At 54.8% G+C, this 25,948-nt stretch carries 13 protein-coding genes; 10 read left to right on the forward strand and 3 right to left on the reverse strand.

Features of this window, described 5'->3' with window-relative positions; all coding sequences use genetic code 11:
- Positions 1 to 261 precede the first annotated feature (261 nt).
- From GSQ62_RS06315 to GSQ62_RS06325, 3 genes are read right to left on the reverse strand one after another with little or no spacing between them, the layout of a single operon-like run.
- A complete protein-coding gene (locus GSQ62_RS06315; protein WP_161888723.1) occupies positions 262 to 1,020 on the reverse strand; it encodes an SDR family NAD(P)-dependent oxidoreductase in 759 nt (252 codons plus the stop codon).
- Positions 1,021 to 1,066: 46 nt separating this feature from the next.
- Positions 1,067 to 3,229: an alpha-glucuronidase family glycosyl hydrolase gene (locus tag GSQ62_RS06320; protein WP_161888724.1), complete on the reverse strand. Its 2,163-nt coding sequence runs from the start codon at positions 3,227 to 3,229 to the stop codon at positions 1,067 to 1,069.
- 48 nt (positions 3,230 to 3,277) lie between these two features.
- On the reverse strand, positions 3,278 to 4,333 hold the full coding sequence (locus GSQ62_RS06325; protein WP_161888725.1) for a LacI family DNA-binding transcriptional regulator: 1,056 nt from the start codon (positions 4,331 to 4,333) through the stop codon (positions 3,278 to 3,280).
- Between the two features lie 419 nt (positions 4,334 to 4,752).
- On the opposite strand from GSQ62_RS06325, the gene GSQ62_RS06330 reads away from it, so the two are divergent.
- The 10 genes from GSQ62_RS06330 to GSQ62_RS06375 all read left to right on the forward strand — a co-directional run bounded on the left by GSQ62_RS06330 (position 4,753) and on the right by GSQ62_RS06375 (position 25,381).
- Positions 4,753 to 5,610, forward strand: a complete 858-nt coding sequence (locus GSQ62_RS06330) for a ThuA domain-containing protein (RefSeq protein ID WP_161888726.1) — start codon at positions 4,753 to 4,755, stop codon at positions 5,608 to 5,610.
- A gap of 249 nt (positions 5,611 to 5,859) precedes the next feature.
- Positions 5,860 to 7,026: a mannonate dehydratase gene (gene uxuA / locus GSQ62_RS06335; RefSeq protein WP_161888727.1), complete on the forward strand. Its 1,167-nt coding sequence runs from the start codon at positions 5,860 to 5,862 to the stop codon at positions 7,024 to 7,026.
- A gap of 54 nt (positions 7,027 to 7,080) precedes the next feature.
- The gene (locus tag GSQ62_RS06340; protein ID WP_161888728.1) at positions 7,081 to 8,517 is read left to right on the forward strand and encodes a putative oxidoreductase C-terminal domain-containing protein; all 1,437 of its coding nucleotides are present in this window, start codon (positions 7,081 to 7,083) and stop codon (positions 8,515 to 8,517) included.
- A gap of 256 nt (positions 8,518 to 8,773) precedes the next feature.
- Entirely contained in the window at positions 8,774 to 11,413 is a 2,640-nt protein-coding gene (locus GSQ62_RS06345) for a PQQ-dependent sugar dehydrogenase (protein ID WP_237587035.1), read from the forward strand.
- A 101-nt stretch (positions 11,414 to 11,514) separates the two neighbouring features.
- On the forward strand, positions 11,515 to 12,684 hold the full coding sequence (locus tag GSQ62_RS06350) for a Gfo/Idh/MocA family protein (protein WP_161888730.1): 1,170 nt from the start codon (positions 11,515 to 11,517) through the stop codon (positions 12,682 to 12,684).
- A gap of 149 nt (positions 12,685 to 12,833) precedes the next feature.
- The gene (locus GSQ62_RS06355; RefSeq protein WP_161888731.1) at positions 12,834 to 15,197 is read left to right on the forward strand and encodes a DUF7133 domain-containing protein; all 2,364 of its coding nucleotides are present in this window, start codon (positions 12,834 to 12,836) and stop codon (positions 15,195 to 15,197) included.
- 1,448 nt (positions 15,198 to 16,645) lie between these two features.
- Positions 16,646 to 19,774 (forward strand): SusC/RagA family TonB-linked outer membrane protein, encoded by a 3,129-nt coding sequence (locus tag GSQ62_RS06360; protein WP_161888732.1) that lies wholly within the window; start codon positions 16,646 to 16,648, stop codon positions 19,772 to 19,774.
- Positions 19,775 to 19,786: 12 nt separating this feature from the next.
- Positions 19,787 to 21,733: a RagB/SusD family nutrient uptake outer membrane protein gene (locus tag GSQ62_RS06365; RefSeq protein ID WP_161888733.1), complete on the forward strand. Its 1,947-nt coding sequence runs from the start codon at positions 19,787 to 19,789 to the stop codon at positions 21,731 to 21,733.
- Positions 21,734 to 21,869: 136 nt separating this feature from the next.
- Complete coding sequence (locus GSQ62_RS06370) at positions 21,870 to 23,822, forward strand: sialate O-acetylesterase (protein ID WP_161888734.1); 1,953 nt, start codon at positions 21,870 to 21,872, stop codon at positions 23,820 to 23,822.
- 26 nt (positions 23,823 to 23,848) lie between these two features.
- Entirely contained in the window at positions 23,849 to 25,381 is a 1,533-nt protein-coding gene (locus GSQ62_RS06375; RefSeq protein ID WP_161888735.1) for a glucuronyl esterase domain-containing protein, read from the forward strand.
- Positions 25,382 to 25,948 lie beyond the last annotated feature (567 nt).

Raw genomic sequence — 25,948 nt, forward strand, 5'->3', positions numbered from 1 at the left:
TCCTTTTCCTTCTGTCATTCTGGAAGTTCTAAATCCCGAACTTGATTCGGGGAATCTTGTTTGAAGAAGAGGGCCCCTCCCCCCGGACGTTAAGCCTTTGCGGCTTGCCCGCAAGATCTTTTCAGGATGACAAAACAAAGAAAGCTGATTTTGTCTGAGTACTTAGATTCCCTTAGCCGATGAAACTGGAATCAAACGACCCTGTTCTCAGAAGAGAGTGGCTGGAATATAAACCCTCCAGCATCGCGTGCGCGCGATGACCTAAAACCCGATGGAGTTTCCGCCGTCCACGGGAAGCACGGTGCCAGTCACGTATTTGGAGGCATCTGTGGAGAAGAAGTAAACGGCCTCTGCCACATCGGCCGGGGTTCCGAGTTTGCCCATCGGCGTTCTGGACAGCACCTTGTTTTTCCGCTCCGGGTCATTGTCCAGGGCTTTGGCCGACATATCGGTGGCGATAAAGCCGGGGGCCACGCAGTTCACCCGAATGCCTCCCGGCGACAGGTCCACCGCCATGGCCCGGGTCATACCCTCAATGGCAGATTTGGACGCGGTATAGGCGATTACCTTCGGGATGCCATATTGTGAGGCCATGGAACTGATGTTGACGATGCTTCCTTTTTGCTGGGCCTGCATCACTTTCACCACCTCCCGGCTCAAGGCAAAAACAGCGTTCACGTTTGTCAGCAGAATCTTCTGGAAGTCGTCGTCACTAACCTCTGTGAATGGCTTTTTCATGTTAATGCCGGCATTGTTCACCAGAATGTCGATCCGGCCATACTCCCTGGCGATGCTTTCCACCAGTTCCGGAATTCCCTGCAGGTTGCTCAGGTCGAAGGAGATGGTGGCGCAAAGGGCGCCAAAGGCTTCCCTGGCCGCGTTCATTTTCTCTTCGTTCCGCCCGATGACAACGGTGCGGATGCCGCTTTGTACAAACTTCTCGACGATCGCGTAGCCAAGCCCGGAGGCTCCTCCTGTAACAATGGCTACCTTTTGTTCTGCTGTGGGGTTCTTGTCCATATCAACTTATATATAAAGGCTTTCCCGGGAGTGCTTGACACACACGTTATATACCGGGTACAAATTTCGGATCTAACTGCATATAGTATTCCAGCGTGTGCGCCGGTTTCTCCACGCCTGCAGGCAAAGGCCTCTTTGAAAAGGTCTGGAAGTAGAGTAGCACGGCGTCACGCCACCATTCGGCATCACTTTCCTGTATCGCCAGGTACTCCTTTACATGCCTGAAACGCTCCGGGTCCACGCTGCCCTCCAGCGCATCCCATGTGCGCTGCATCTGCCGCACGCTATCCACCCCGGCCTGGTACCGGAGCGCCATTTCATCCCACAGGGTTCTCCCCGACTCCGTTTTGTAATCCCAGGGCAGGTGGTGGAACCAGAGCAGATATTTTTCAGGAGTTGTCTTCGGGTCGCTGAACTTCTCCTCCACGGGCGGAAAATACTGGGACAGGGCATCGCTCCCCGATGCGGTGCGGTCGAAGCCAATTCCGTTTTCATCGGCCTTGTGGTAGTACACGGAGGTCCAGTCGGCGCGGTGCTTGTCCTTTATCCAGGGGCCGGGGCCGTAGTGATGTGACCAACCCATGATGTGGTGCAGGCCGAGCGGGGTCATATAGTTCACAACGGCCTCATGCGAGTTCAGCATCATGTTTTTGATGTCCTGCACCACCGCCTCTTCGTTCGAGAACGTCATCCGCACCCATTCTTCGGCTATTTCCTCGGAGGAGAGATAGGGGTTCCAGGCCAGGCGGCCGAAGGCGTACCAGTTGGCCTGCCCGAAGGGATGCCCGGTCCAGTTGCGGTCTGTGCCGATATTGGCTACCCCGGCCATGGCAGACAGAGAGTGGTTGTCGAGGCTGCCGTCCACCACATCCGCCACGGTAGAGCCTTCGCCTTTGGCGTAGGTGTCGGCGTCCAGCACTTCCTCCCACATGGGGGCGAGGTACGCCAGGTGCGTGCCCTGGCCCAAATACTCCTGCGTTATCTGGAACTCCATCATGAGCGGCGTTTCGGGCATGGCCCCGAAGAGCGGGTGGAAAGGCTCCCTTGGTTGAAAATCGATGGCGCCGTTTTTCACCTGCAGCAGCACGTTGTCCCTGAACTTGCCGTCCAGCGGCTTGAACTCGTTGTAAGCCTGCTTTGCCCGGTCGTCGGGCGCCTCGTGGCTGTACACAAAGGCGCGCCACATCACAATGCCGCCGTGGGGAGCCACGGCATCGGCCAGCATGTTGGCGCCCTCGGCATGTGTCCGTTTATAATTATGCGGACCGGGCTGCCCTTCCGAGTCGGCTTTTACCAGAAAACCGCCGAAGTCAGGGATATGGCTGTATATTTCATCTGCCTTTTCTTTCCACCATGCCTGCACCTGCGGGTCCAGCGGGTCCGCCGTTTTCAGGCCGCCGATTTCCATGGGGGCACTAAACCGGGCGGTCAGGAACACCTTCAGCCCGTAGGGACGGAAAGCATCGGCCAGCGCCTTGGTTTTAATCAGGTATGGCTCGGTGAGCACCAGCGCATTGGCGTTCACGTTCGTCAGCACGGTGCCGTTGATGCCGATGGAGGCGTTGGCGCGGGCATAGTCTATATAGCGCGGATCGATATAATCCGGCAGTTTGTGCCAGTCCCAGAGCGAGAAGCCGGCGTAGCCCCGTTCCACCGTTCTGTCGAGGTTGTCCCAGTGGTTGAGCACCCGGTGCTTTGTTTCGGGGCTGTTGCTGATGGCAAGGTTGTTTATATCCTGCTGGGTTTGCAGGAGCCGCAGGAAGTGAAAGGCCCCGTACAGCACGCCCACCTCGGTGTTGGCCGCGATGGCCGTCACTTTCTTTCCGTTGAGGGAGGTGGACAGCAGCAGGTAGCCCTCCTCCCCCACCTCCTGTAGCTTGGACTTTATATCCAGCGAGCGGATCAGGGGCGAGGTTTCAGGCGTTCCTGCCACCACCGCTCCCTTTTTCGGCAGCTTGTCGGTAACGGGTATGGCTTTCCCCAGCAGCCCCGAGAGCCCTATATTCAGTTCCTTTTCAATTACCTGCAGCGTTGGGGAGTCTCCTTCCACCACAAGCGCCGAAATGTTTTTCCGGTAGTCTTTGAGCTTGCCGGCATCTTTGATCTGGTCGTACCGCAGCCACAGGCGGTATCCGTCCTCTGCAAGCGAGCTTTGGGCCGCCAGCAGGAACAACAGGATATAAAAAATAGAAAGGCGTTTAATTATCATTGGATAAGGATATATGAAAGGAAATAAGGTGCCAGTGAAACAGGCGCGCTACAGAGGCGGGGCGGCTGCCGGCTGCTTCTCCGGCTTCATTTTCAGGGACGACTCCCGCACGATCAATTCAGACCGCAGGGTAACCGTGTTGGGTATGCTGTTGTCTGAGAGCCCGTCCAGGTAGTTTATGAGACTGCGCACGGCCACCTCGCCCATCTCGTAGCCGGGGTAGTTGATGGTGGTAAGGCTCGGCTCCACCACCCTGGCGATCGGGTCGTTGTTGAACCCCACGATGGCTATATCTCCCGGCACGGCCACGCCCGCCTGCTTCAGGGCCTTCATGCAGTTCACGGCGCAGAAGTCGTTCGAGACGAAGATGCCGTCCGGACGCGGCTTCAGCTCCAGTATCTCCCCGGCGGCTTTGATGCCGTCCTCCTCCGTCAGGCCGTTTGTGATCACCAGCGACTCCCGGAAAGGCAGGTTGTGGTCTATCAGCGCGTATTTATAGCCCTTGAGCCTGTCGGCGTAAACATTGACTTTCAGGTTGCCGGTGATGTGCGCAATGTTCCGGCAGCCCTGCTCTATCAGGTGCGTGGTGGCTTTGTAGGCCGCCTGCACATTGTCTATGATAATGCTGGTGCTTTGCTTGTGCTCGGCCACCCGGTCGTAGAACAGCACCGGAATCCCTTTCCGGAAAAAGGGCTCGAAATGGTCGATGTTGCCCGTGTCGTGCGCCAGCGACACCAGCAGGCCGTCCACCCTGCTGTTGTACATCGTTTTGGCGTTCGCCACCTCCTTGCCCACCGTTCCCATCGACTGGGTGATGATCAGGTTGTAGCCTGCCGCCGTCGCCACTTTCTCCATCCCCGCCATCACCGACGACTGGAAGCTGCTGTTGAGGAGCGGCACTATCACGCCGATGGTATGGGTACGCTGCCGCCGCAGGTTGCTGGCAAACAGGTTGGACCGGTACCCCAGCTGGGCGGCCTTCTCAGATATCCGCTGCTTCGTTTTCTTGTTGACGGCGGGATGGTCGTTCAGGGCCCTGCTCACGGTAGTGGGCGACACGCCCACCCCTTTCGCGATATCATATATGGTGATGTCCTTGTGCATGTTCAGATGGGGGTTGAGGTAAGTGTTCTTGCAACCGGTTGCATGGCTCATGTCGGGCAATTCCATTCATCCGGAGCACTCCTGCTTTTAGCGGGCAGGAACCTTCGTTTAAATGCTGTAGGCGTGGCTATGCGAATCCTTCTGCTGTGCCATCACCTCCTGTGCCAGGGTAGCTTAAACAAATTTATGAAATCGTTTGCAATTACCAAGTAATATATTCAAGTTTACAGAAGTGGGCAATTACTTTATATTTGCAAGGCGTTTGGCTGCACTTTGGCCGGGCGCAATCCCTGTTGCTGATACCCATTTAGATTACAGCCGGCAGGCAAAGAAGAAAGGGCCAGAAGCTTACCGCCAGGCCCCTTGCTCCTGCGCCCCACGGAATATATAAACTACGAAGTTAACCCAAAAGCAAGTTTATGAAACTCCTCTTAAGTTTAGCCTTCTTTTGTTTTTTATTAGCTGCGCCATGTGCCAGTGCGCAGCCTGCCGGTAAGGTTAACTGGAAAGATGTGACGGTGCTGGTCTATACCAAGAACGGGAAAGGCTATGTACACGACAACATCCCCAGCGCCGTGAAGGCCATACAGAAGTTGGGGCAGGAGCAGGGATTTAAGGTAGACGTTACCGACGACCCGGCCGTTTTTACAGAGAACAAGCTGAAAAAATACACCTTCCTGCTGTTTCCCAGCACCAACAACGACGTTTTCGACACGGATGAGCAGCGGCTGGCTTTCCGACGGTATATAGAGGCCGGAGGGGGATTCGTTGGCCTGCACTCCGTTACCGGCACCGAGCGCAACTGGAAATGGTTTAAGATGCTGGTGGGCGGCACCTTCGACTGGCACGTTCCCTTCATGTCGTTTAAGATAAATACCATTGAGCCGGGCCACCCGACGATGCAGGGCCTCCCGACGGTGTGGGAGCGGGAAGACGAGTGTTATTTCACGAAAGAGATGTACCCGGGCATCAACGTGCTGATGGCGCACGATTTGAGCTCATTTGACCAGAAGCAGCAGGAGGAAATCAAAAAGCACACGGGCTCTTTCGCCAATTACTTCCCGGCAGCCTGGTATCAGCACTTCGACGGCGGCACTGTGTGGGTCACAACCCTGGGCCACGACAAGAAAAGCTACCAGGACCCCACCTACCTCAGGCATGTGCTCCAGGGGATGCATTTTGTGGCCAGCCAATCCGGGAAGCTCGATTTCAAAAAGGCCTATGCCACTTCCAGGGATACTCCTCTGAAGTTCGCCAAAGCCGATGAAATAAACTAAGGCATCTATCGCATAGGCTGTTTCCGGCTCTGTTTATGCCATATAGAGCAGAGCCGGAGAAGCAGCAAATGAGAATCGAAGTAGTTCAGCGCATGGGAGCGGTGCCTGGTTCGGGTGTTTTCCCACCCGCTATTTCTGCTCCCAGCGAAACCGCTGCCACGGGCGTCAGGAACTGCGAAGGCGCTATATGGCATATATACCCGTCGGCTTCTACATTATTTTTAGTCGCCTAACAAAATTATATAGCATATGAAAATGCGGCAAACGTGGCGCTGGTTCGGCCCCCAGGATCCGGTAACACTACAGGATATAAAACAAACCGGGGCCGAGGGAATCGTATCAGCCCTGCACCATATACCCCACGGGGAGGTGTGGCCGGTGGCGGAAATACAAAAGCGCAAAGCCGAGATAGAGGCGGCCGGGCTGACCTGGGATGTCGTTGAAAGCGTAACCATCCACGAGTCCATCAAAACGCGCACCGGGAATTACCAACACTACATCGATCTATACAAAGCGTCGCTGCGCAACATCGCGGCCTGCGGCATCAGGACAGTGACCTACAACTTCATGCCGGTAAACGACTGGACGCGCACCGACCTGGACATGGTAATGCCTGACGGCTCCAGGGCGCTGTATTTTAACTGGTTTGATCTGGCCGTGTTCGATGTCCATATACTGAAGCGAAAGAATGCGGCGCAGGACTACAGCCAGGCGGTTTTGCAGGAGGCGGAGAGCAGGTTTAAGCGGTACACGCAGGAGCAACTGGACTATCTGGTGAACATCGTCATGTTCGGGATTCCGGGGGAGAAAAAGCAGACCCTGGAGCAGATGCGCGAAAAACTGGAATGGTATCAGGCCATCGACCGGGACGCGCTGCGCGAGAACCTGAGGCATTTCCTGCGGGAGATCATACCTGTCGCAGAGGAGCTGGGCCTTAAGATGGCTATCCACCCCGATGATCCTCCCTTTAATATTTTAGGCCTGCCCCGCATCGTGAGCACAGCCGACGATTTGAGATATATTCTTTCCGCCGTGCCGGGCAAAAGCAACGGCATCTGTTTCTGCACCGGCTCGCTGGGGGCCAGTGCCCAGAACGACCTGGTGCAAATGGCGAGGGAAGCGGGCGACCGCATTCATTTCGTGCATTTGCGCAATGTGTCCAAGGATGCGCACGGCAACTTTTTTGAGGACGACCACCTGGGCGGCGATGTAGACATGTATGCCGTCATGAAAGAAATCCTGAGCATCCAGCAAGGGCTAAGCGAGCCGATTCCCTTCAGGCCGGACCACGGCCACCAGATGCTGGACGACCTGAATAAAGTCACCAACCCGGGCTACTCCTGCATCGGCCGGATGCGGGGGCTGGCAGAGCTGCGGGGCCTGCAGGAGGGCATCTGCCGCTCCGAGGGCTGGTAGCGGCCGACTCCGGACAGACAGATGTATATATAAACAGGAACTCATTCTTCACCTATGCTAAAAGGGACCTTCACCTTCACACTGCAGGCATTACTTTTATCGCTGATGGTTTCATGCTCCACTAAAACGCAGGAAGCGGATACGGCCCATGACAAGGCCGCTGCGACATCATCCGGAGATATAAAACTCATGATCCTGGACCCGGGGCACTTCCATGCGGCGCTGGTACAGAAGACGATGTATGAGAATGTGGACTCGGTGGTACACGTATATGCCCCCGCAGGAGACGACGTGCAGGGCTACCTCAGCATCGTCGAGTCTTACAACACCCGCCCCGAAAATCCGACCGCATGGAAACAGGTGGTATATACCGGGGAGGATTACCTCCGGAAAATGCTGGCAGAAAAGCCGGGCAATGTGGTGGTGCTGGCCGGGAACAACCAGAAAAAGACAGAGTATATCAAAACCTCGGTAGACGCCGGCCTGAACGTGCTGGCCGACAAGCCCATGGCCATCGACACGGAGAGCTTTGAGCTGCTAAAGGAGGCTTTCGCATCAGCCAAAGAAAACGACGTGCTGCTCTACGACATCATGACGGAGCGCTACGAGATTACCACCATGCTGCAACGGGAGCTTTCCATGCTGCCCGAGGTGTTCGGAACGCTGCAGAAAGGCACCCCCGCTGACCCGGCTATCACGAAAGAGAGCGTACATCATTTCTTCAAATACGTTTCGGGCATGCCGCTGAAGCGCCCGGCCTGGTTTTTTGACGTGACCCAGGAGGGAGAGGGCATTGTGGATGTGACAACGCACCTGGTGGATCTGGTGCAATGGGAATGCTTCCCGGAGCAGGTTATTGATTATGAACAGGATATAAACATAACGGGCGCCCGCCGCTGGGCGACAGAGCTTACCCCCGACAAGTTCAGACAAGTGACCAAAACAGCCGCCTACCCGGCTTACCTTACAAAGGATATGGGAAAGGACAGCCTGCTTGCCGTGTATTCCAACGGCGAGATCAACTACCAGATAAAGGGCGTGAACGCCAAGGTGTCGGTTATATGGAATTACCAGGCGCCTGAAGGAGCCGGTGACACGCACTTCTCCATGATGAAAGGCACGAAAGCCAATCTGGTCATTCGCCAGGGGAAGGAACAGAATTACAAACCGCAGCTCTTTATTGAGCCAGCCAGGGGTACGGATATGAGTGCATTCGAAAAAGCTTTAAAAGCAAACCTGGCTACCATACAGCAGAAATACCCTGGGGTAGACGTGCAAAAATCCGGAAATGCCTGGACCGTTGTGGTGCCGGAGTCCTATCACAACGGACACGAAGCGCACTTCGGACAGGTAACGGAGAAGTATCTGCAGTATCTGGCCGAAGGCAAAATGCCGGATTGGGAAGTGCCTAACATGATTGCCAAATATTACACCACAACCAAGGCACTGGAAATAGCCAAACAGACGGGCAATCAGGCTTCCAGGAAATAGAGGCGCGTCAGGAAGGGCTTGCGTGTACAGCTATATATAACCCAACGGGCATAGGTGGGTCTCCTGTTAACAGCGCTCATATATTTATATATACCGCAGCTTTATATATAAATACATGATCAACAATGCACTACCACACCATTCCATATAAAAGCGCTTTATGTTAAGGAGAAAGCACTTGTTGAGAACCTGTCTTCTACCGCTGTTGCATGCTTCTGTGGCTGTCTTGCTGTGCTGCTGCAAGCAGGCGGCTGAAGTGAGTGTAGCAAAGGAAACTGTTGGCTCAAAAGAAAAGCCTGGTCCTCCCGAAGCCGCTGCGGCAGACGTGACGGCAGAAAGCCGCTTCACCAAGGTAGTTCTTTCCGATGACCTGAATGAGCCCATGGAACTGGCCGTGGCACCCGACGAACGCGTGTTCTTTATCGAGCGTGCGGGGAATTTCTATATGTATGATCCCCGGTTAAAGAAGACCCGGCTGCTGCATGCATTTGAATTTCCTGCAAAGGCCGTGAACGCCCTGAACGGCTTGCTGGGCCTGACCCTGGACCCCGACTTCAGACAGAATGATTATATATACTTCTTCAAAACGGCAAATGACAGCAGCCAGTACCGGCAACAGATTTCCCGCTTTAAATTAACGGGAGACAATAACCTGGATCTGAAGTCAGAAAAAGTGATCCTCGAGATCCCCATCGATGTGGCAGGACGGACCCATACCGGGGGCTCTTTAGCCTGGGACAAAGACAGGAACCTCTATATAGCGACAGGGGACAACACCAGCGCGACAGAATCGGACGGCTTCGCCCCGATCAATGAACTGCCCGGACGCCTGAACTTTGACGCGCAGCGCTCATCCGGCAACACCAACGACCTCCGGGGAAAAATCCTGCGGATACACCCCGAGCCGGACGGCACCTACACCATCCCGAAAGACAACCTGTTTCCGGCAGGCACGCCCGATACCCGCCCGGAGATTTATGTGATGGGGGCGCGCAACCCCTACCGGATTTCTGTGGATACGGCCACCTCCGCGGTGTATTGGGGCGATGTGGGACCGGACGCTGGCACCAGCGGCTCCCGGGGCTCCAAAGGCTTCGATGAGTTTAACCAGGCCAGGGAGGCGGGCAACTATGGCTGGCCCTACTTTATCGGTGACAACAGGGCCTACAGCGACTACGACTTTGCCACAAAAACCATCGGCCAGCCCTTTGATGCAAAGGCGCCGGTAAACAACTCCCCGAACAACACGGGGGCTGCCACCCTGCCCCCGGCCCAAAAGGCGCTCATCTGGTATCCGTACGACCAGTCAAACGAGTTTCCTGCGCTGGGCACCGGCGGCCGGTCCGCCATGGCGGGCCCTGTGTACCATTATGACCCAAACCTCCCGTCAGAAACAAAGCTCCCCCAATATTACGACAAGGCGCTGTTCATTATGGATTGGATGCGCAACTGGATATTTGCCGTGCGCCTGGACACAGCCCTGCACTACAAAAGCATGGAGCCTTTTATGCCGGTAACTGGAAACTTTATTCGTCCGGTGGATATGGAGATAGGGCCTGACGGGGCGGTTTACCTGTTAGAGTATGGAACGGTATATGGGAAAGACAATCCGGATGCCCGCCTGGTCCGCATCGACTATAATGCAGGCAACCGCGCCCCGGTGGCTCAGATCATCACCACAGACACCATCGGGCTGGCTCCGTTTAAGGTAGCGTTCAGCAGCAAAAGTTATGATCATGATGCGGAAGATCGGCTAACCTATGCATGGCGCTTCGGGGACGGCGGTATAACTTCTACGGAGCCCAACCCTACCCACACGTACAGCAGGGATGGCATCTACAAAGCCACACTTAAAGTAACTGACCCGGCAGGAAAGGCGGACACGGACACACTGGAGATAAAAGTAGGCAACACCCTCCCGGAAATTTCCATCCAGCTGGTGGGCAACAGTTCCTTTTTCTCCGAAGATCGGACGCCCATAAAATACACCGTACGCGTCGAGGACAGGGAGGACAAAGAAATTGACGAAGATAAAGTACTTGTGACCCTGAACTATACCGAGAACCCGACCAGCATGAGGGAGCTGATGAGGCACGCGCAGAACCCGGGAGCCTTCGATTTAGGGAAAAGCCTGATGGAGAACAGCGACTGCAAAGCCTGCCACCAACTGGATAAAACATCCGTAGGACCGGCTTTCATGGACGTAGCAAAGCGGTACCAGGGCGACGAGACCGCTACAGCCCGCCTGGCGAACAAGATAATAACCGGAGGGGGAGGTGTTTGGGGAGACGGTGCCATGAACGCCCATCCACAGCTGTCCAGAGAGGAAGCCTCAGATATTGTTAAATACATACTGACCCTCTCCACCCGGAAACCAGTTGAGTCGCTGCCGCTGCAGGGCACGCTTGTGCTGAAAGACCACGTTGGCAAAGCCGGCAAGGGCAGGTATCTGCTCACCGCCTCCTACACCGACAAAGGAGGGGCAATCACACCACTCAGCGCAAGCCGGACGCTGGTGCTGCGCCCGGCTAAAGTACAGGCAGCGGAAGCGGACACGCTGTACCATCTAGATAAAAAAGGCGACAAACTGGAGATACCGGGAGAGCAATCTTACTTCGTGCTGATGAATGTTGACCTGAAGGCCATAGACCGGCTGGCTTTTCGCTATGCATCCCAAAACCAGGAAGCCGCCGTTGAAGTCCACATCGATTCCCTTGCAGGCCCGGTCATCAGCGCGCTGCATATTAAGCCCACCCAAAGCCTGAAAAACTTTGTGGAGGTGAATGCGCCTGTACGGGACCCGGGCGGAACACACGACTTATTTTTCCTCTTCAAAGGGAAAAACGCTTCGGCTGAGGCCAGCGCCCTGCTCGACTGGATCCGGTTCGGGCAGTAAAACCCTTCGGGTGCAGGGGTTCAGGTTTTAAGAAAACACAGCTGCTGACGGAGCGCCGTTTGCCCTTATTTCATAAATTGTTCATTCAGAATCAAAAGCATATGGAAAATCCTCACTTCGATCGGCGCAGGTTTATTCGAGACACTGTTGCCACAGCAGCTGGTCTGGCCGTGTTTTCGGCCCTACCCCAGCAAGGGTTGGCCTCGCCCGCGGAGCCGGTGGAGCATAACCAGGCGCAAATCAGGAAGCGCATGGCGCCCCGCATCCGCTTCTCCGTCATCGGGATTAACCACGGCCATATATACGCGCAGGCCGAGGCCGTTATGCGGGGCGGCGGCGAGTTCGTTTCCTTTTATGCCAAGGAGCCAGATCTGGTAAAGGCCTTTGCGAAGCGGTTCCCGCAGGCAAAGCTGGCCCGCAGCGAAAAGGAGATATTAGAAGACAACTCCATTCATCTTGTCCTTAGCTCCATCATCCCCAGCGAGCGGGCACCGCTTGGCATCCGGGTAATGCGCCACGGCAAAGACTATATGGCCGACAAGCCCGGCATCACGACACTCGAGCAACTTGCCGAAGTGCGCCGTGTGCAGCAGGAAACAAACCGCATCTACTCCATCATGTACAGCGAGCGCTTCGAAAACCGGGCAACCGTGAAGGCGGGGGAACTGGTGAAAGCCGGGGCTATCGGAAAAGTAATTCAGACGATTGGGCTGGGGCCGCACCGGATGAATGTGGATTCGCGGCCTGAGTGGTTCTTTGACCGCAAGTATTTCGGTGGCATCATCTGTGACATAGGCTCACACCAGTTCGACCAGTACCTGTACTTCACCGGTACAAACAAAGCTGAAATCGTGGCCTCGCAGGTGGGCAACGTCAATCACCCCCAGTACCCGAAGTTCGAAGACTTTGGCGATGTGATGGTGCGCGGCGACGGAGGAACGGGCTATATCCGGGTTGATTGGTTCACGCCGGACGGCCTGAAGTCGTGGGGAGACGGGCGCCTGACGATTCTCGGCACAGACGGCTTTATTGAGATCCGCAAAAACATTGACATCGCCGGAAGGGAAGGCGGCAACCACCTCTTCCTGACGGATAACAAGGAGACGCGCTATATAGACTGCAGCCAGGTTGAGCTGCCCTACGGCAGACAGCTAGTAGACGACGTAGTGAACCGCACCGAAACTGCCATGACGCAGGAGCATTGTTTCCTGGCCACAGAACTGGCGCTGAAAGCCCAGCAGCAGGCGCATAAGCTGACGCTCAAGGCATAGTATTTATATGACATCTGGCGCCGCCCGAAACGACGCTTCAAACAGGCTCCTACAAAGACATAATACACCTTAGGTAAAAAGTCAGGGAAAAGCTTTAGATTATAAGCGATCAAACATTATTGTATGATGATAGCCTAGTTAAAATCAGCATGAGGAATAATCTATATATAACAGGCCTCTTTGCTCTGTCTTTGCTGTTTAGCAGTTGCAGCGTACCAAGCGTACCAAAAGAAGAACAGGCTCAGGCTATTTCAAAGCCTGTCTTCAACCCCAACCCTACTGGTGCATACCTGTCTCCTGAAGAAAGCATGAAAACCATGCATCTGCCTGCTGGCTATCGCCTGGAGTTGGTTGCCAGTGAACCCATGGTCAAGGAACCGGTAGCCATTGCCTGGGATGGCAATGGCAGAATGTATGTGGCTGAAATGCTCACCTATATGCAGGATGCTGACGCCTCAGGAGAGCAGGAGCCCATAAGCCGTGTATCGTTGCTCGAAGACACGGACAATGACGGTAAAATGGACAAGAGCACCATCTTCGTTGACAGTCTTTTGTTGCCCCGGATGCTGCAGTGGGTGAACGGGGAGCTGTTGGTCAATGAAACCAATACCATAAACATCCACAGTTACAGGGATACCGATGGAGACGGAAGAGCTGATGTAAAGAAGGTTGTGTACAGAAATGACGAATATAATGTCAATGAAGCCAATATGGAGCACCAGCGGAGCGGGCTGGACTGGAACATCGATAACTGGATGTACGTCACTTATGAACCCGTGCGCTTCCGCTATACAAATGGCACCATGAAGGTCGACACCATTGTCAGTGGGGGCAACGGGCAATGGGGGGTAACACACGACAACTACGGGCGGCTTTACTATTCCAGGGCAGGGGGAGAGATTCCTGCCTTAGGGTTCCAGATTAACCCTATTTACGGAACGCTGGACTTTGCAGACCAATATAGCGCTGAGTTTGCGGAGGTCTGGCCCATCATGGCAACACCTGACGTGCAAGGCGGCCCCAAGAGGCTCCGCCCTGACAATACGCTCAATCATTTTACGGCTGCTTGCGGGCAGTCTATCTTCCGGGGAGACCGCCTTCCCCAGGATCTTGTCGGGGATTATATCGTCTGCGAACCAGTGGCACGGTCCATCCGGCGGGCCAACGTAATCAGGCAGGGCGGAAAAGTGAGGCTGGAGAATGCGTATGAACGGCAGGAGTTTATAGCCTCCTCCGATATGAACTTCCGCCCGGTGAACACCGCCACGGGCCCCGACGGGAACCTCTACATCGTGGACATGCACCGGGGTATTATCCAGCAGGGCAACTGGACAAAGCCAGGGTCTTTCCTGCGCCAGAAGATTGACAGCATTGGTTTAGCTAAGAACACAGGGCACGGCCGTATTTACCGCGTGGTACACGATGACTTTAGGCCGGGGCCTAAGCCGAACATGCTGGAGGAATCCAGCCGTGAGCTTTTAGCTTATTTGGATCACCCGAACGGCTGGTGGCGGGACGAGGCGCAAAAGTCGATTATAACGCGTGGTGATAAGTCAGTCATTCCCGCCTTAAAGAAGATAGCAGCAGGTGAGCACGGTTTTTTTTCGAAAAAGCCCAGCCATCTTGCCAGAATCCATGCGCTGTGGACGTTGGAGGGTCTGGAGGCAATTGACAGGGACATTCTGTTCAGAGCGCTGAAAGACGAGCATGCACAGGTCAGGAGAACTGCTGTTTGGATCAGCGAACCTTATTTGGAGAGGAACGACGAGCAACTGATAGAAAAGGTGAGCGAGCTCTCGAACGACGCCGATGACGATGTGCGGGTTCAGCTGCTGCTCTCGCTGTACAACAGCACATCGGAGAAGGCGAAAGCAGTTGTTAAGGAGCTACTGGAGCAGGATTCAGACAATGAAATGTTCACAGCTACCAAAACTGCGCTGGATAACAACGAAGGCGTGAGAACATATGGGCAAAAGCTGGGTGCGCTTGCGCAAGCCGATAGAGAGCTGATTTTGAACGGCGCGGCTACTTTCAAATCGCTCTGTGCAAGCTGCCATGGCCCGGATGGAAAGGGACTTGCCATCGGAGGTGCAAATATGCCCGCACCTCCCCTTGTAGGGTCGAAGCGGTTAGCTTTTCTAGAGAAGAAAACTGCTGCCAGAATTTTACTGCATGGCCTGACCGGCCCTGTAGACGGCAAAACTTATTCCAGCGTCATGCCTCCTATGGAAGCGAACAGCGATGAATGGGTCGCTTCTGTCCTGAGTTACATCCGGTACGAGTTTGGAGGCAGGGCTCCCCGCCTGCCCGGCGAAATTCCCGGAATGGCGCCGGCTGCGGCTGACAAGGCAGCAGGTTTTACCGTGAGAAAATCAGCTTCGCCAGTAGTCACACCCGAAGAGATTAAGGAGATTAGAGAAGAGAATGCCGGAAGAGGCAAAGCCTGGACTTCAGCGGAGCTCGAAGACAAGAGTAAAGAGGAGGCAACCTCACCAGGATCAGTACAACAATAAAAACTACGACCTGCTCCCACCGCTCAGATGTAAGTAAAAGGACACAAGTATCAAGGTACAACATATAAGAATTTTCAGGCTGTTTATTATTGATTATCACGATATTGATGCGTGTAGTGATTTTAGGGACAATGCAAATTAATTTTGTCCGGGTACTTAATACCTGAAATTACGCAGAGGGTGTATCCCTGAGAAGGTATAGTGCAGGAAAGTCCTCCTTTGAAGGGGGCAGGGGGATGATAGGCGGCCGGAAGTACCCAAACTGCTCCGGCTTGCTGATAAGTATCCCTAGCATAGCTCCATATATGATTACCCGCAGTTGTAATCATCCCCCTTACCCCCATCAAAGGGCGACAATAATTGTTTTGCGTAACGTCAGTTACTACCCAAACTATAGTCTTGCAGCAGTTTCCCCGGAACAGCTTATGAGCATTTCTCTGTGGACTTCCAGAGGTTTACAGTATCCTTTACCATTATCAACTGAAAACTGCGCATTAACATCTTCTATAGAACCCACCCCTGCCCCTCCGAGGAGGGGAATCTGCAAGCAGGTAAATGCAATACGGAAGAATCAACTGATATCGGTATCAAAGCAGCGCAGGCCCGCATATAGCCGGGCCTGCGCTGCTCTAAAGGTCTTCCGTGTCTGCTCCTCCGGATGAGAAGAGATAATACCTATCACACCGGGTTTGCGCCATATCGTATATGGTTATATCCTCAAGTATTTCGCTGGAAGAGTACTAAAGCACATTATTGACATCGGTTTCACCCTGCACGAGTAAACCTCGCCATTCATTGCGTATCCCGAGCCAAGCCCTTGGCAGCACAACAGTGAAAACATATATAGAACACCCGGGTTGACGCTACAGCATATATGGATTAATACCAAAACTGCCATATAACTTCTCCCATATATATGGCTGGCGCTCCAACGGCTGCTCATTTATGCTCCAAAACAAATCCATGAAATCGGTTGCAGTTACCAAATTATATAAACATATTTACACAACCATCAGTGAGCAGTTACTTACGGAGGACGTGTGCGTGCGTTATATAGTGTCATTTCAACAGTTATTATAAAGAGACAATGCACATGATAACCAGCCATTTAATATTACAGAGGCACTGTAGATCATGCTCCGGAAGGCTAAAAATCACAGGTAAAGGTGCAAAAAGGCAGCGCGGCAATAAGCGGGAACTACCTGAAACCAGACACAACTGAGAGGCAGGTAACCCTGCAGAAACACAGGTCTGACAACCTGTGAGCCCTAGGCTAAGGCAAGTTTTACATCAGACACATACGCAGCAGCATGTTAAACATAAAAAAAGCGAATACAGAACCCCATCCTCTAATCCGGGCTCCTGCCCAAGACCTGCGCAACAGGCATTGCGCCTTACAAAGGCTATTTACATCAAACACAAACCTCAAACTTCCAAAATTCTCACTTATGAAAATCCATTTTACGCAGAGCTCCGGACCGGCACGCATCCCGGGAGCCATTCGGATAGCCATAGTGCTGTTTGCTTACCTGCTGGTGAGTGCGCAGGCCATGGCCCAAACCCTCACCGTGACCGGGCGTGTGACGGACGCAGAAACAGGAACAGGCCTGCCGGGGGTAACCGTGCTCCTGAAGGGCACCACAACCGCCGCCCCGACAGGCGCGGACGGCAGTTATACCATCAACGTGCCGGACGGCACCGGCACGCTTGTGTTCTCTTATATAGGCTATGAAAATCAGGAGGTGCCCATCAACAACCGCGCGGCCATCGACGTGCAGCTCGGCACAGATGCCGAGGCGCTGGAAGAGGTGGTCGTGGTAGGATATGGCACGCAGCGGGCAGAAGCCGTGACAGGCTCTGTTGCGTCCATCAGCGCTGAAGAAATCACCAAAGTGCCGTCTGGTAATATCACGCAGGCCCTGCAGGGCCGCTTGCCGGGGGTGGAGTTCACTCAGACGTCCTCTCAGCCAGGCGCCACGATGCAAATCCGGATACGCGGAACGCGCTCGCTTACCGCCGATAATAACCCACTGGTGGTGCTGGACGGCATTCCTTTTCCCGGGGCTATCTCCGACATCAACCCCAACGACATCAAGAGCATTGACATTCTGAAGGATGCCTCTGCCACTGCCATTTACGGCTCGCGCGGCGCCAACGGCGTAATATTAGTAACTACCAAGACGGGCTCAATAGGCCAAAAGCCACAGGTGACTTACAATAGCTTTTATGGCCTGAAAAAGGTTTTTGCCAAATATGACATGATGGATGGCCCGGAGCTTTTCGCGCTGCGGCAGGCAGGCGGTCAGTTCAAAGACCAGTTAGGCGAGGACGAGACGGCGGATGGGAACACCGATTGGCAGGACCTGCTGTACAAGACCGGCATGACGACCACGCACGACCTGGGTGTTTCGGGTGGCACCGAAAAAGGCCGCTACAACTTCAGTGTCGGCTATTTCGAGGATGAAGGCGTGATTCCTACGCAGCAGTACACACGCTACTCCATGCGCGGCACGCTTGACCAGGGAATAGGCGAGATCTTCAGGGTGGGCTTCACCACCTACAACAACTACAACATGATCGAAGGCTCCAACGTGGGGCTATATGGTGTCCTGAGCATGTCGCCGCTGGCCAGCCCCTACAACGAGGATGGCACGCTGAAGAGAACTATCAAAATGCCGCTGGATGAAACGTGGCTCTATACACAGGATGTAGTAGAAGGCTTAAGCGATAAATGGCTGAGCGAAACGAGGGCATTCGCCACCTACAACACCATATATGGCGAAGTTGAAATCCCGGGAGTGGAAGGCTTGAAGTATCGTGCCAACCTTGGCCTGAACTACCGCCAGAGCCACGGAGGCGGCTTCACGGCTGCGGGCATAAACAGCCCCAACGCTGAAACCCCCTCCACTGCCTCTGTCAGCAACGCCGTTACGACCGACTGGACCATCGAAAACCTGCTGACCTATGACCGCACATTTGCGGGAAAGCATAACGTAAACATAGTGGGGCTGTATTCTGCCTCCGAGAACAGCTACAACAGGTCGAGCATGGCGGCAAGGGATATTCCCTCCGACGCTTTTCAGTTCTACAATCTGGGACTGGCTGAAGGCGAAATCACGGTTGACCCAAATGGCCAGCAATATATGAAGAGCGGCCTGATGTCGTGGATGGGACGCGCGATGTACTCCTATGACGACCGTTACATGCTGAGCGCTACCGTACGCTCCGATGGTTCCTCGAGGCTGGCCCCGGGGCATAAGTGGCATACGTATCCCGCCGTGTCTGCCGGGTGGAACATCGCTAGAGAAGCATTCATGCAGGATGTGAGCCTCGTAGACATGCTGAAGCTGCGTGTGGGCTTCGGACAAACCTCCAACCAAGCTGTTACTCCATACTCTACCCTTGGACGTTTAAGCACAAGGCCTTACAACTTCGGCCCTGATACCTACGCAACCGGGTACTATGTAAACCAACTTCCTAATCCTAACTTAGGATGGGAGTTCTCTAAAACATGGAATTATGGACTGGACTTCGCACTCCTCAACAATCGCCTATCAGGTACTGTAGAGTACTACATAACGAAGACCGAAGATATTCTACTAGATTATAGACTGCCTAATACATCGGGCGTGGACTATTTAACCGCAAACATAGGGGCTACTCAAAACAAAGGTGTGGAACTTGGACTCAATGGCGTAATACTGGACGACCTCAACGGCTGGACATGGGAGGCGGGCGTCAACCTATACGCCAACCGCAACGAGCTGGTAGCGCTTTCCTCGGGACAGGAAAGGGATGAGGGCAATGCGTGGTTTGTCGGGCATCCTATCAACGTGATATATGACTACGAGAAAATAGGCCTCTGGCAGGAAGGAGACCCTTACCAGGATATCCTGGAACCCGGCCCGTCTGAAGTGGGGGAACCGAACACCATCATAGGCTCGATTAAAGTACGGTACACCGGCGAATACAATGCCGATGGCACACCTGTAAGGGCAATTGGACCCGATGACCGGCAGATTCTGGACGTGAATCCGGATTTCCAGGGAGGATTCAACACGCGCGTGGCCTACAAGGGATTTGACCTGACCGCCGTTGGCGCGTTCCAAAGCGGCGGAATCCTCATCAGCACGCTCTACGGATCGGCTGGCTACCTCAACCTGCTGAGCGGGCGCCGGAATAATGTGGACGTGGACTACTGGACACCGGAGAACACGGGTGCCAAATACCCGAACCCGGCCAGCGTAAAGAGCGGCGACAACCCCAAGTATGGCAGCACCCTCGGCTACTTTGATGCCTCGTACCTGAAAATGCGCACCATCACGCTGGGCTATAACTTCGACAACAGCAACTGGATGGAAAATGCCGGCATCAACAACCTGCGGCTATATGTTACGGCCCAGAACCCATTCGTGCTGTTCTCGCCCTACCACAATGAATCCGGGATGGACCCTGAAACCAACTCATACGGCAACGAAAACTCAGCGGTGAGCGGTTATCCGAGGCGCCTGCTGACGATAGGCACGAACGCGCCCTCCACACGCAACTATCTGATTGGTTTGAATGTCACATTTTAAAAGAAGATCACGATGAAATATCTCAATAGAAAAGCATTATTAGGAACAGCCCTGCTGATGGCAATGTCGCTGGTGTCCTGCGAGGACATTCTGGAAGAACAGCCACGCAGCATATATGATCCCGGCTTTTTCCAGACCGAGCGAGGTGTTCAGGGTGGCATCACCTCCCTGTATGCTCACCTGCGCTATATATACGGGCAGGCCTATTACTACAACGCCACCGAGACCGGCACCGATGAAGCGACCTACGGGCAGAGTGCGGACCAGAACTTCCTGGTGATGGACCTGTCAGGCCAGGGAGAGATCACATCCACCACCAGCCGCGCCGATGTATTGTGGGGAACCGCCTTCTCCAACATCAACACCGCCAGCGGCATTATTGAGAATGCCGCCGAAGTAGGCACTATTCCAGAGTCGCTGATTGCCGAGGCCAGGTTCTTCCGTGCGTTCGACTACTTCCTGCTGGTGAAGACGTTCGGAGGGGTGCCGTTGGATCTGGGCGCAGGCGAACTGATGTTCAACTCTAACCCCACCAGAACCTCTGTGCGCAACACGGTACCGGAGGTATATACCAAAGCCATATTCCCGGACCTGCTGCGGGCGGTAGAAGAGCTGCCGGTGAACCCACGCGTGACCGGCGGTGTAACCCAGACGCTCGCACGCCTTTACCTGGCCAAAGCCTACCTGACCTACGGATGGTGGCTCGCCAACCCGGAGAACATTCCTACTTTTCCGGAAGCCCCCCGTACCGACCCCGACGGGCATGATGCGCAGTGGTATTTTCAGCAGGCGTATGATGTGGCCTTAAACGCCATTCAGAATCCGGGGCCCTTCGGCCTGATGGACACCTACTACGACGTGAACGTAGCGACAAATGACCGCAACAAGGAAATTCTGCTGTACGCCGACCACACAGAGACAAGTGAGTTCTACAACGGAGGCAGTCTTACTTATGGCAGTGGCGGCGCCCCCGATAACTTTGCCGGCTGGATGATGACCTGGAACTATACCAACATCAGAAGCTCCCTTGATCCGAACTGGACTAACCCAATAAGTTCCGTTCAGCGGGAAGCGGCCCAGGCCCTGGGCCGTCCGTGGACACGCATGGCCCCCCCGATTGGCGTCATCACGAACACCTTTGACGACAAAGTGAATGATTCCCGCTACGACGGCACCTTCACAACCGTTTACCGTGGCAACTGGCCCAAGGCGGGTGTCGACGCAGAAGTTGTCTACAACGCCAACGGCCTGCCAGTCGAACCGGGTGGAGCCATCCTGACCTTTCTGGACGAGCAACCGGCAACGCCTATCAATTACCCAAGCGCGGCCGGGAAAAGCAACGTTGGTGCAGGTGAACTTCCCGGAAGATCTGACTTCGTGATAGGCCCGCGCGACATTAGCAGGATTGTATATCCGGGGCTGTGGAAACTCGGCCCCTACCGCACCGACAATAACGGCGGGTTAGGACAGCCGAATGCCGGCAGCACGCGCCCTTTCAATATCGCCAAGTTCTCGGAGCTTTACTTTATTGCAGCCGAAGCAGCTGTGATGGGCGCAAGCACACAGGCCGGTTACAGTGCCAGAGAGCTGATTAATGTCATTCGTGCACGCGCCGGCAACTGGCGCTGGGACAACAACGGCAACCAGCCCAAAGTGGAAGACCTAAGTGCAGAGATGACCGCTGCCACGCCACAGGAAATAGACATTGACTACATTCTGGAAGAGCGTTCGCGCGAGTATTTCGGCGAAGGCTATCGCTGGTTCGATTTAACGCGGACGCAAAAATGGGAAGAGTTTGCCGGCACTTACGAAATTGCCGGGAGCAGTTACGGAGACCATACGCCAGTAACGGTAACGCGCAACATCCAGCCTCATCATTACTTGCGCCCCATTCCGCAAGGCCAGTTAGACGCGATGGAAGGCGCTACGGGTATGTATCAGAACCCAGGGTATAACTAATGGGATAATTCTAAAGGCTGGCTGCTCATATAGGGGCAGCCAGCCTTTTGGTTTTCGTTATATCTGCTTTTGGAGGCACTGGCGCGCCCTCCAAGACGCTGTGCCCTATACCTTGACAAACTAACCACAACGCAAAATGAAGTTACAGCTGAGACTCACCGGTTTACTTCTTCTTTACTTTCTTTTCAGCCCTTCGCTTTCCTTCAGTGCTATCAGGCTACCCAGCTTAATTCAGGACGGGATGGTGCTGCAGCGGGATACCAAATTGAACATATGGGGCTGGGCATCGCCCGGAGAGAAAGTGAAGATTAACTTTAACGGCAGAAAAGCCGGTGCAACAGCTGGCGCCGATGGGAAGTGGCGCGCTATTTTGCCGCCCATGAAAGCAGGAGGCCCCTATACCATGGTGCTGAAGGGGGAGAACACCATCACGCTGAAAGACATCCTGCTCGGGGATGTGTGGCTGTGTTCGGGGCAGTCCAACATGGTGCATCAGATGAAGCTACACAACATTACCTATGCCGATGATATTGCCGGGGCCGATTATCCGCAGATACGGCATTTCTGGATTCCTACCACCACAAACCTGCAGGGCCCTGCGGAGCAGTTGCCACCCAGTGCCTGGAAGCCGGCGAACCCGCAGGATGTGAACGAGTTTTCAGCGGTGGCCTATTTCTTCGCCCGGAAGCTGTACAAGGAGTACCATATCCCCATAGGCTTGATTAACGCCAGTGTAGGTGGCACTCCCATCGAGGCCTGGATGAGTGAAGAAGGTCTGAAAGAATTTCCGGCGGCCATTGCTGCTATCAACCGAAACCGGGACACAAGCTATGTCAACAACCTGAACCGGAAGGCGCTGGCAGCTGCGGCAAAGAACAGGCAAAAACCAGAGCAGGACAAGGGGCTCACGGAGGCGGTGAAATGGTATGGCCCCGCCTATGTTCCGAAGGGCTGGCAGAATATCAACATACCGGGCTACTGGGAAGACCAGGGCATCAGCGACCTGAACGGTTCTGTCTGGTACCGCCGTGAAATAGAGGTGCCTGCGGCCATGGCAGGAGTGCCGGCCAAAATGTTTCTGGGCAGAATCGTGGATGCGGATGAGGTATATATAAATGGGGAGAAGGTTGGAAGCACCTCTTATCAGTACCCGCAAAGGAGATATAGCCTGGAGGCGGGTGTGCTGAAGCCAGGTAAAAATCTCATTGTGGTGCGCGTCAGGAATACAGCCGGGAAAGGCGGGTTTGTGCCGGACAAGCCCTATTTTATTCAGGCAAACGGGCAAACACTCGACCTGAAAGGGACATGGCAGTACAAGGTGGGAGAGGTATATATACCTGCTGCCGGTGTTGCCGGTGGCGGAGGATTCAGCGCTCAGAACCAGCCGACAGCCTTGTACAATGCCATGATTGCGCCTGCAACTGACTATGCCATCAAAGGAGTCCTGTGGTACCAGGGGGAGAGCAATGCTGGAGACCCCGCAGCATATAAAAAATTACTACCGGCTCTGATAAAGGACTGGCGGGACAAATGGCAACAAGAAAACCTTCCGTTCCTGTACGTGCAGCTGCCAAACTTTATGGAGGTGGATTACCTGCCTTCAGAAAGCAATTGGGCCCTGATGCGGGAGGCCGCCCTGCAGACACTTTCTGTGCCCAACACGGCAATGGCCGTCACCATTGAACTCGGGGAGTGGAACGACATACATCCCGACAACAAAAAGGACGTGGGCGAAAGACTGGCGCTTGCCGCGCAAAAGCTGGCATATGGCGAGAAGGACATCGTTTCTTCGGGTCCGCTGTATCAATCCGCCAAAATAGAGGGAAATAAAATCGTCATCAGTTTTACAAATACGGGCAGCGGGTTGGCAGCCAAAGACGGCGAGCCCCTCTCCTGGTTCGCCATAGCAGGCGAGGACAAAAAATTTGTCTGGGCGCAGGCCAAAATAGAGGGAGACAAAGTGGTGGTGTGGAGCGAGGAGGTTCCGGATCCGAAGTATGTGCGCTATGCCTGGGCTGATAATCCTTACGGCGCCAACCTATATAACAAAGAGGGACTGCCCGCCTCTCCCTTCCGGACTGACCTGTAAAGTGTATATAACCAACGCCTCCTAATATGAAAAAGACGTTGTTCCTGCTTCTTGCTTTGGCTGTTTCTTCCGCATCAGCCCAGGAGGCCCCGACAGGCGCTGAGGACAAGTACCCTCCGGCTGTTAATTTCACGACCGAGCAGGACCACCAGCACATGCTGAAGCAGTTGGGGATTCAGTCGCTGAGGCCGGGGCCCAGCGGCGATGAATCAGCTCCGAACCACGCGAACTACGACGAGGCGCTGGCAAACCCCTACCCCGACCTGCCGCCCGTGCTGACGCTGCATAACGGAAAGAAAGTGACCACGCCCGAGATGTGGTGGAAAAAGCGCCGCCCGGAGCTCGTGGAGCTGTTCGAAAGAGAGGTATATGGCCGTGTGCCAAAGGACGCGCCCAAAGTGACCTGGGAAGTGGTGATCAGCGAGAAGGAGCGGGTGGGCTGGTATCCGGTTATCGCCAAGCAACTGGTGGGCCATGTGGACAACTCCAGATACCCGCTCATCGACGTCGAAATAGCCATGACGGTGGTGACGCCTGCCAACGCCAAGGGCCCGGTCCCGGTGCTGATGATGTTCGGGCGCAGCGTGCTTCCGGCCCCTGCCCAACCGCCTCAGGAGAGTCTGGACAGGATCAACGCCGCCCTGAAAGAGCTGCTGGTGAAAAAGGACCCGACCTTACAGGCTGTGTTTGAGCAATACCCGGCCTATATGCCCCTCACCGCGCAGGCACCTGCTTTCGGGCCTCCTCCGGCCGGTGACCCGCCTACGCCGCAGCAGCTGCTGGCTGCCGGCTGGGGCTATGCCCTCATCGAGCCGGGCAGCATCCAGGCAGACAACGGCGCGGGCCTTACCAAGGGAATCATTGGTCTGGTGAATAAAGGACAGCCCCGGAAACCGGAAGACTGGGGAGCCTTGCGCGCCTGGGCCTGGGGGGCCTCCCGCGGCCTGGATTACCTGGAAACGGACCCTGCCGTAGATGCCAAAAAAGTCGGCATCGAGGGTGTCTCCCGGTATGGTAAAGCCGCACTGGTGACGATGGCATTTGATCAGCGCTTTGCTCTGGGCCTGATTGGTTCTTCCGGTGAAGGAGGCGCGAAGCTGCACCGCCGCAATTTCGGCGAAGCCGTGGAAAACCTGACGTCCAGCGGCGAATACCATTGGATGGCCGAGAATTTCCTAAAGTACGGAGCTGCCAAAGCTACGTTCGGGAGCAGGAACGCAGGCGACATTCCGGTGGATGCGCATGAGTTGATTGCCTTGAGTGCTCCCCGCCCCGTCTTCATCAGTTACGGCATCCCGGAAAAAGGCGATGCCAAATGGCTGGACCAGCAGGGCAGCTATATGGCAACGGTGGCGGCGCAACCGGTATTCGAGCTGCTGGGCGCAAAAGGCCTGGGGGTGCCGGACGATTATAAAACCGCAAAGATGCCCGGCGTGAATGTGGGGCTGCTGGACGGGGAACTGGCCTGGCGGCAGCACGATGGCGGCCACACCGATGCCCCGAACATAAAATACTTCATTCCGTGGGCCGATAAAATGCTGAAACGAGCCGCCCGGTAAGCACCGGTGTAAAATGCGGAAGGCAACGTCGTCAGGTAGAACAGTCAGAAATCTGATGCCCGGAGCGGTTGCATGCAGTCGAACAATACATCATATCCTATGAAAGTAACTTCCCTATATACCTGCCGCGCCTTCCGCAGCATGGCGCAGGCAAACCGGCGGCAAAAGCTGATTTGCCTCATGTTGCTGCTGGTTGCCCTGACCTACCCTTATATAGCTTCCGCCACAGACGACCTTCCCTCCTATATCTCCACAGAAAAAGGGCTGGGTCGCTTCCCGCTTTCTGCTGGCGGCACGTCCGCTCCCATCTATGTGAGCGCCGAAGATTACCCGGGCGTCATCCGGGTGGCGAAACACCTGCAGGCAGATATAAAAATGGTGACGAATGCCGAGCCAAAACTTTTAGTGGGCAAAAAGGCGCCGAAGGCAAAGGAAATCGTGCTGGTGGGAACGCTGGGCAAAAGCCCGCTCATCGACAAGCTGGTGCGGGACAGGAAACTGGACGTGGCCGGTATAGCCGGGCGTTGGGAAACCTCGCTGATTCAGGTGGTGGAAAAGCCGATGCGC

It is taken from the genome of Pontibacter russatus (genome assembly GCF_009931655.1).
Lineage (GTDB): Bacteria > Bacteroidota > Bacteroidia > Cytophagales > Hymenobacteraceae > Pontibacter > Pontibacter russatus.

Excerpts from the sequence above, each read along its gene's own strand:
- GSQ62_RS06315 (WP_161888723.1), bottom strand. The coding sequence starts at position 1,020 with ATGGACAAGAACCCCACAGCAGAACAAAAGGTAGCCATTGTTACAGGA.
- GSQ62_RS06320 (WP_161888724.1), bottom strand. The coding sequence starts at position 3,229 with ATGATAATTAAACGCCTTTCTATTTTTTATATCCTGTTGTTCCTGCTG.
- GSQ62_RS06325 (WP_161888725.1), bottom strand. The coding sequence starts at position 4,333 with ATGCACAAGGACATCACCATATATGATATCGCGAAAGGGGTGGGCGTG.
- GSQ62_RS06330 (WP_161888726.1), top strand. The coding sequence starts at position 4,753 with ATGAAACTCCTCTTAAGTTTAGCCTTCTTTTGTTTTTTATTAGCTGCG.
- uxuA (WP_161888727.1), top strand. The coding sequence starts at position 5,860 with ATGAAAATGCGGCAAACGTGGCGCTGGTTCGGCCCCCAGGATCCGGTA.
- GSQ62_RS06340 (WP_161888728.1), top strand. The coding sequence starts at position 7,081 with ATGCTAAAAGGGACCTTCACCTTCACACTGCAGGCATTACTTTTATCG.
- GSQ62_RS06350 (WP_161888730.1), top strand. The coding sequence starts at position 11,515 with ATGGAAAATCCTCACTTCGATCGGCGCAGGTTTATTCGAGACACTGTT.
- GSQ62_RS06355 (WP_161888731.1), top strand. The coding sequence starts at position 12,834 with ATGAGGAATAATCTATATATAACAGGCCTCTTTGCTCTGTCTTTGCTG.
- GSQ62_RS06360 (WP_161888732.1), top strand. The coding sequence starts at position 16,646 with ATGAAAATCCATTTTACGCAGAGCTCCGGACCGGCACGCATCCCGGGA.
- GSQ62_RS06365 (WP_161888733.1), top strand. The coding sequence starts at position 19,787 with ATGAAATATCTCAATAGAAAAGCATTATTAGGAACAGCCCTGCTGATG.
- GSQ62_RS06370 (WP_161888734.1), top strand. The coding sequence starts at position 21,870 with ATGAAGTTACAGCTGAGACTCACCGGTTTACTTCTTCTTTACTTTCTT.
- GSQ62_RS06375 (WP_161888735.1), top strand. The coding sequence starts at position 23,849 with ATGAAAAAGACGTTGTTCCTGCTTCTTGCTTTGGCTGTTTCTTCCGCA.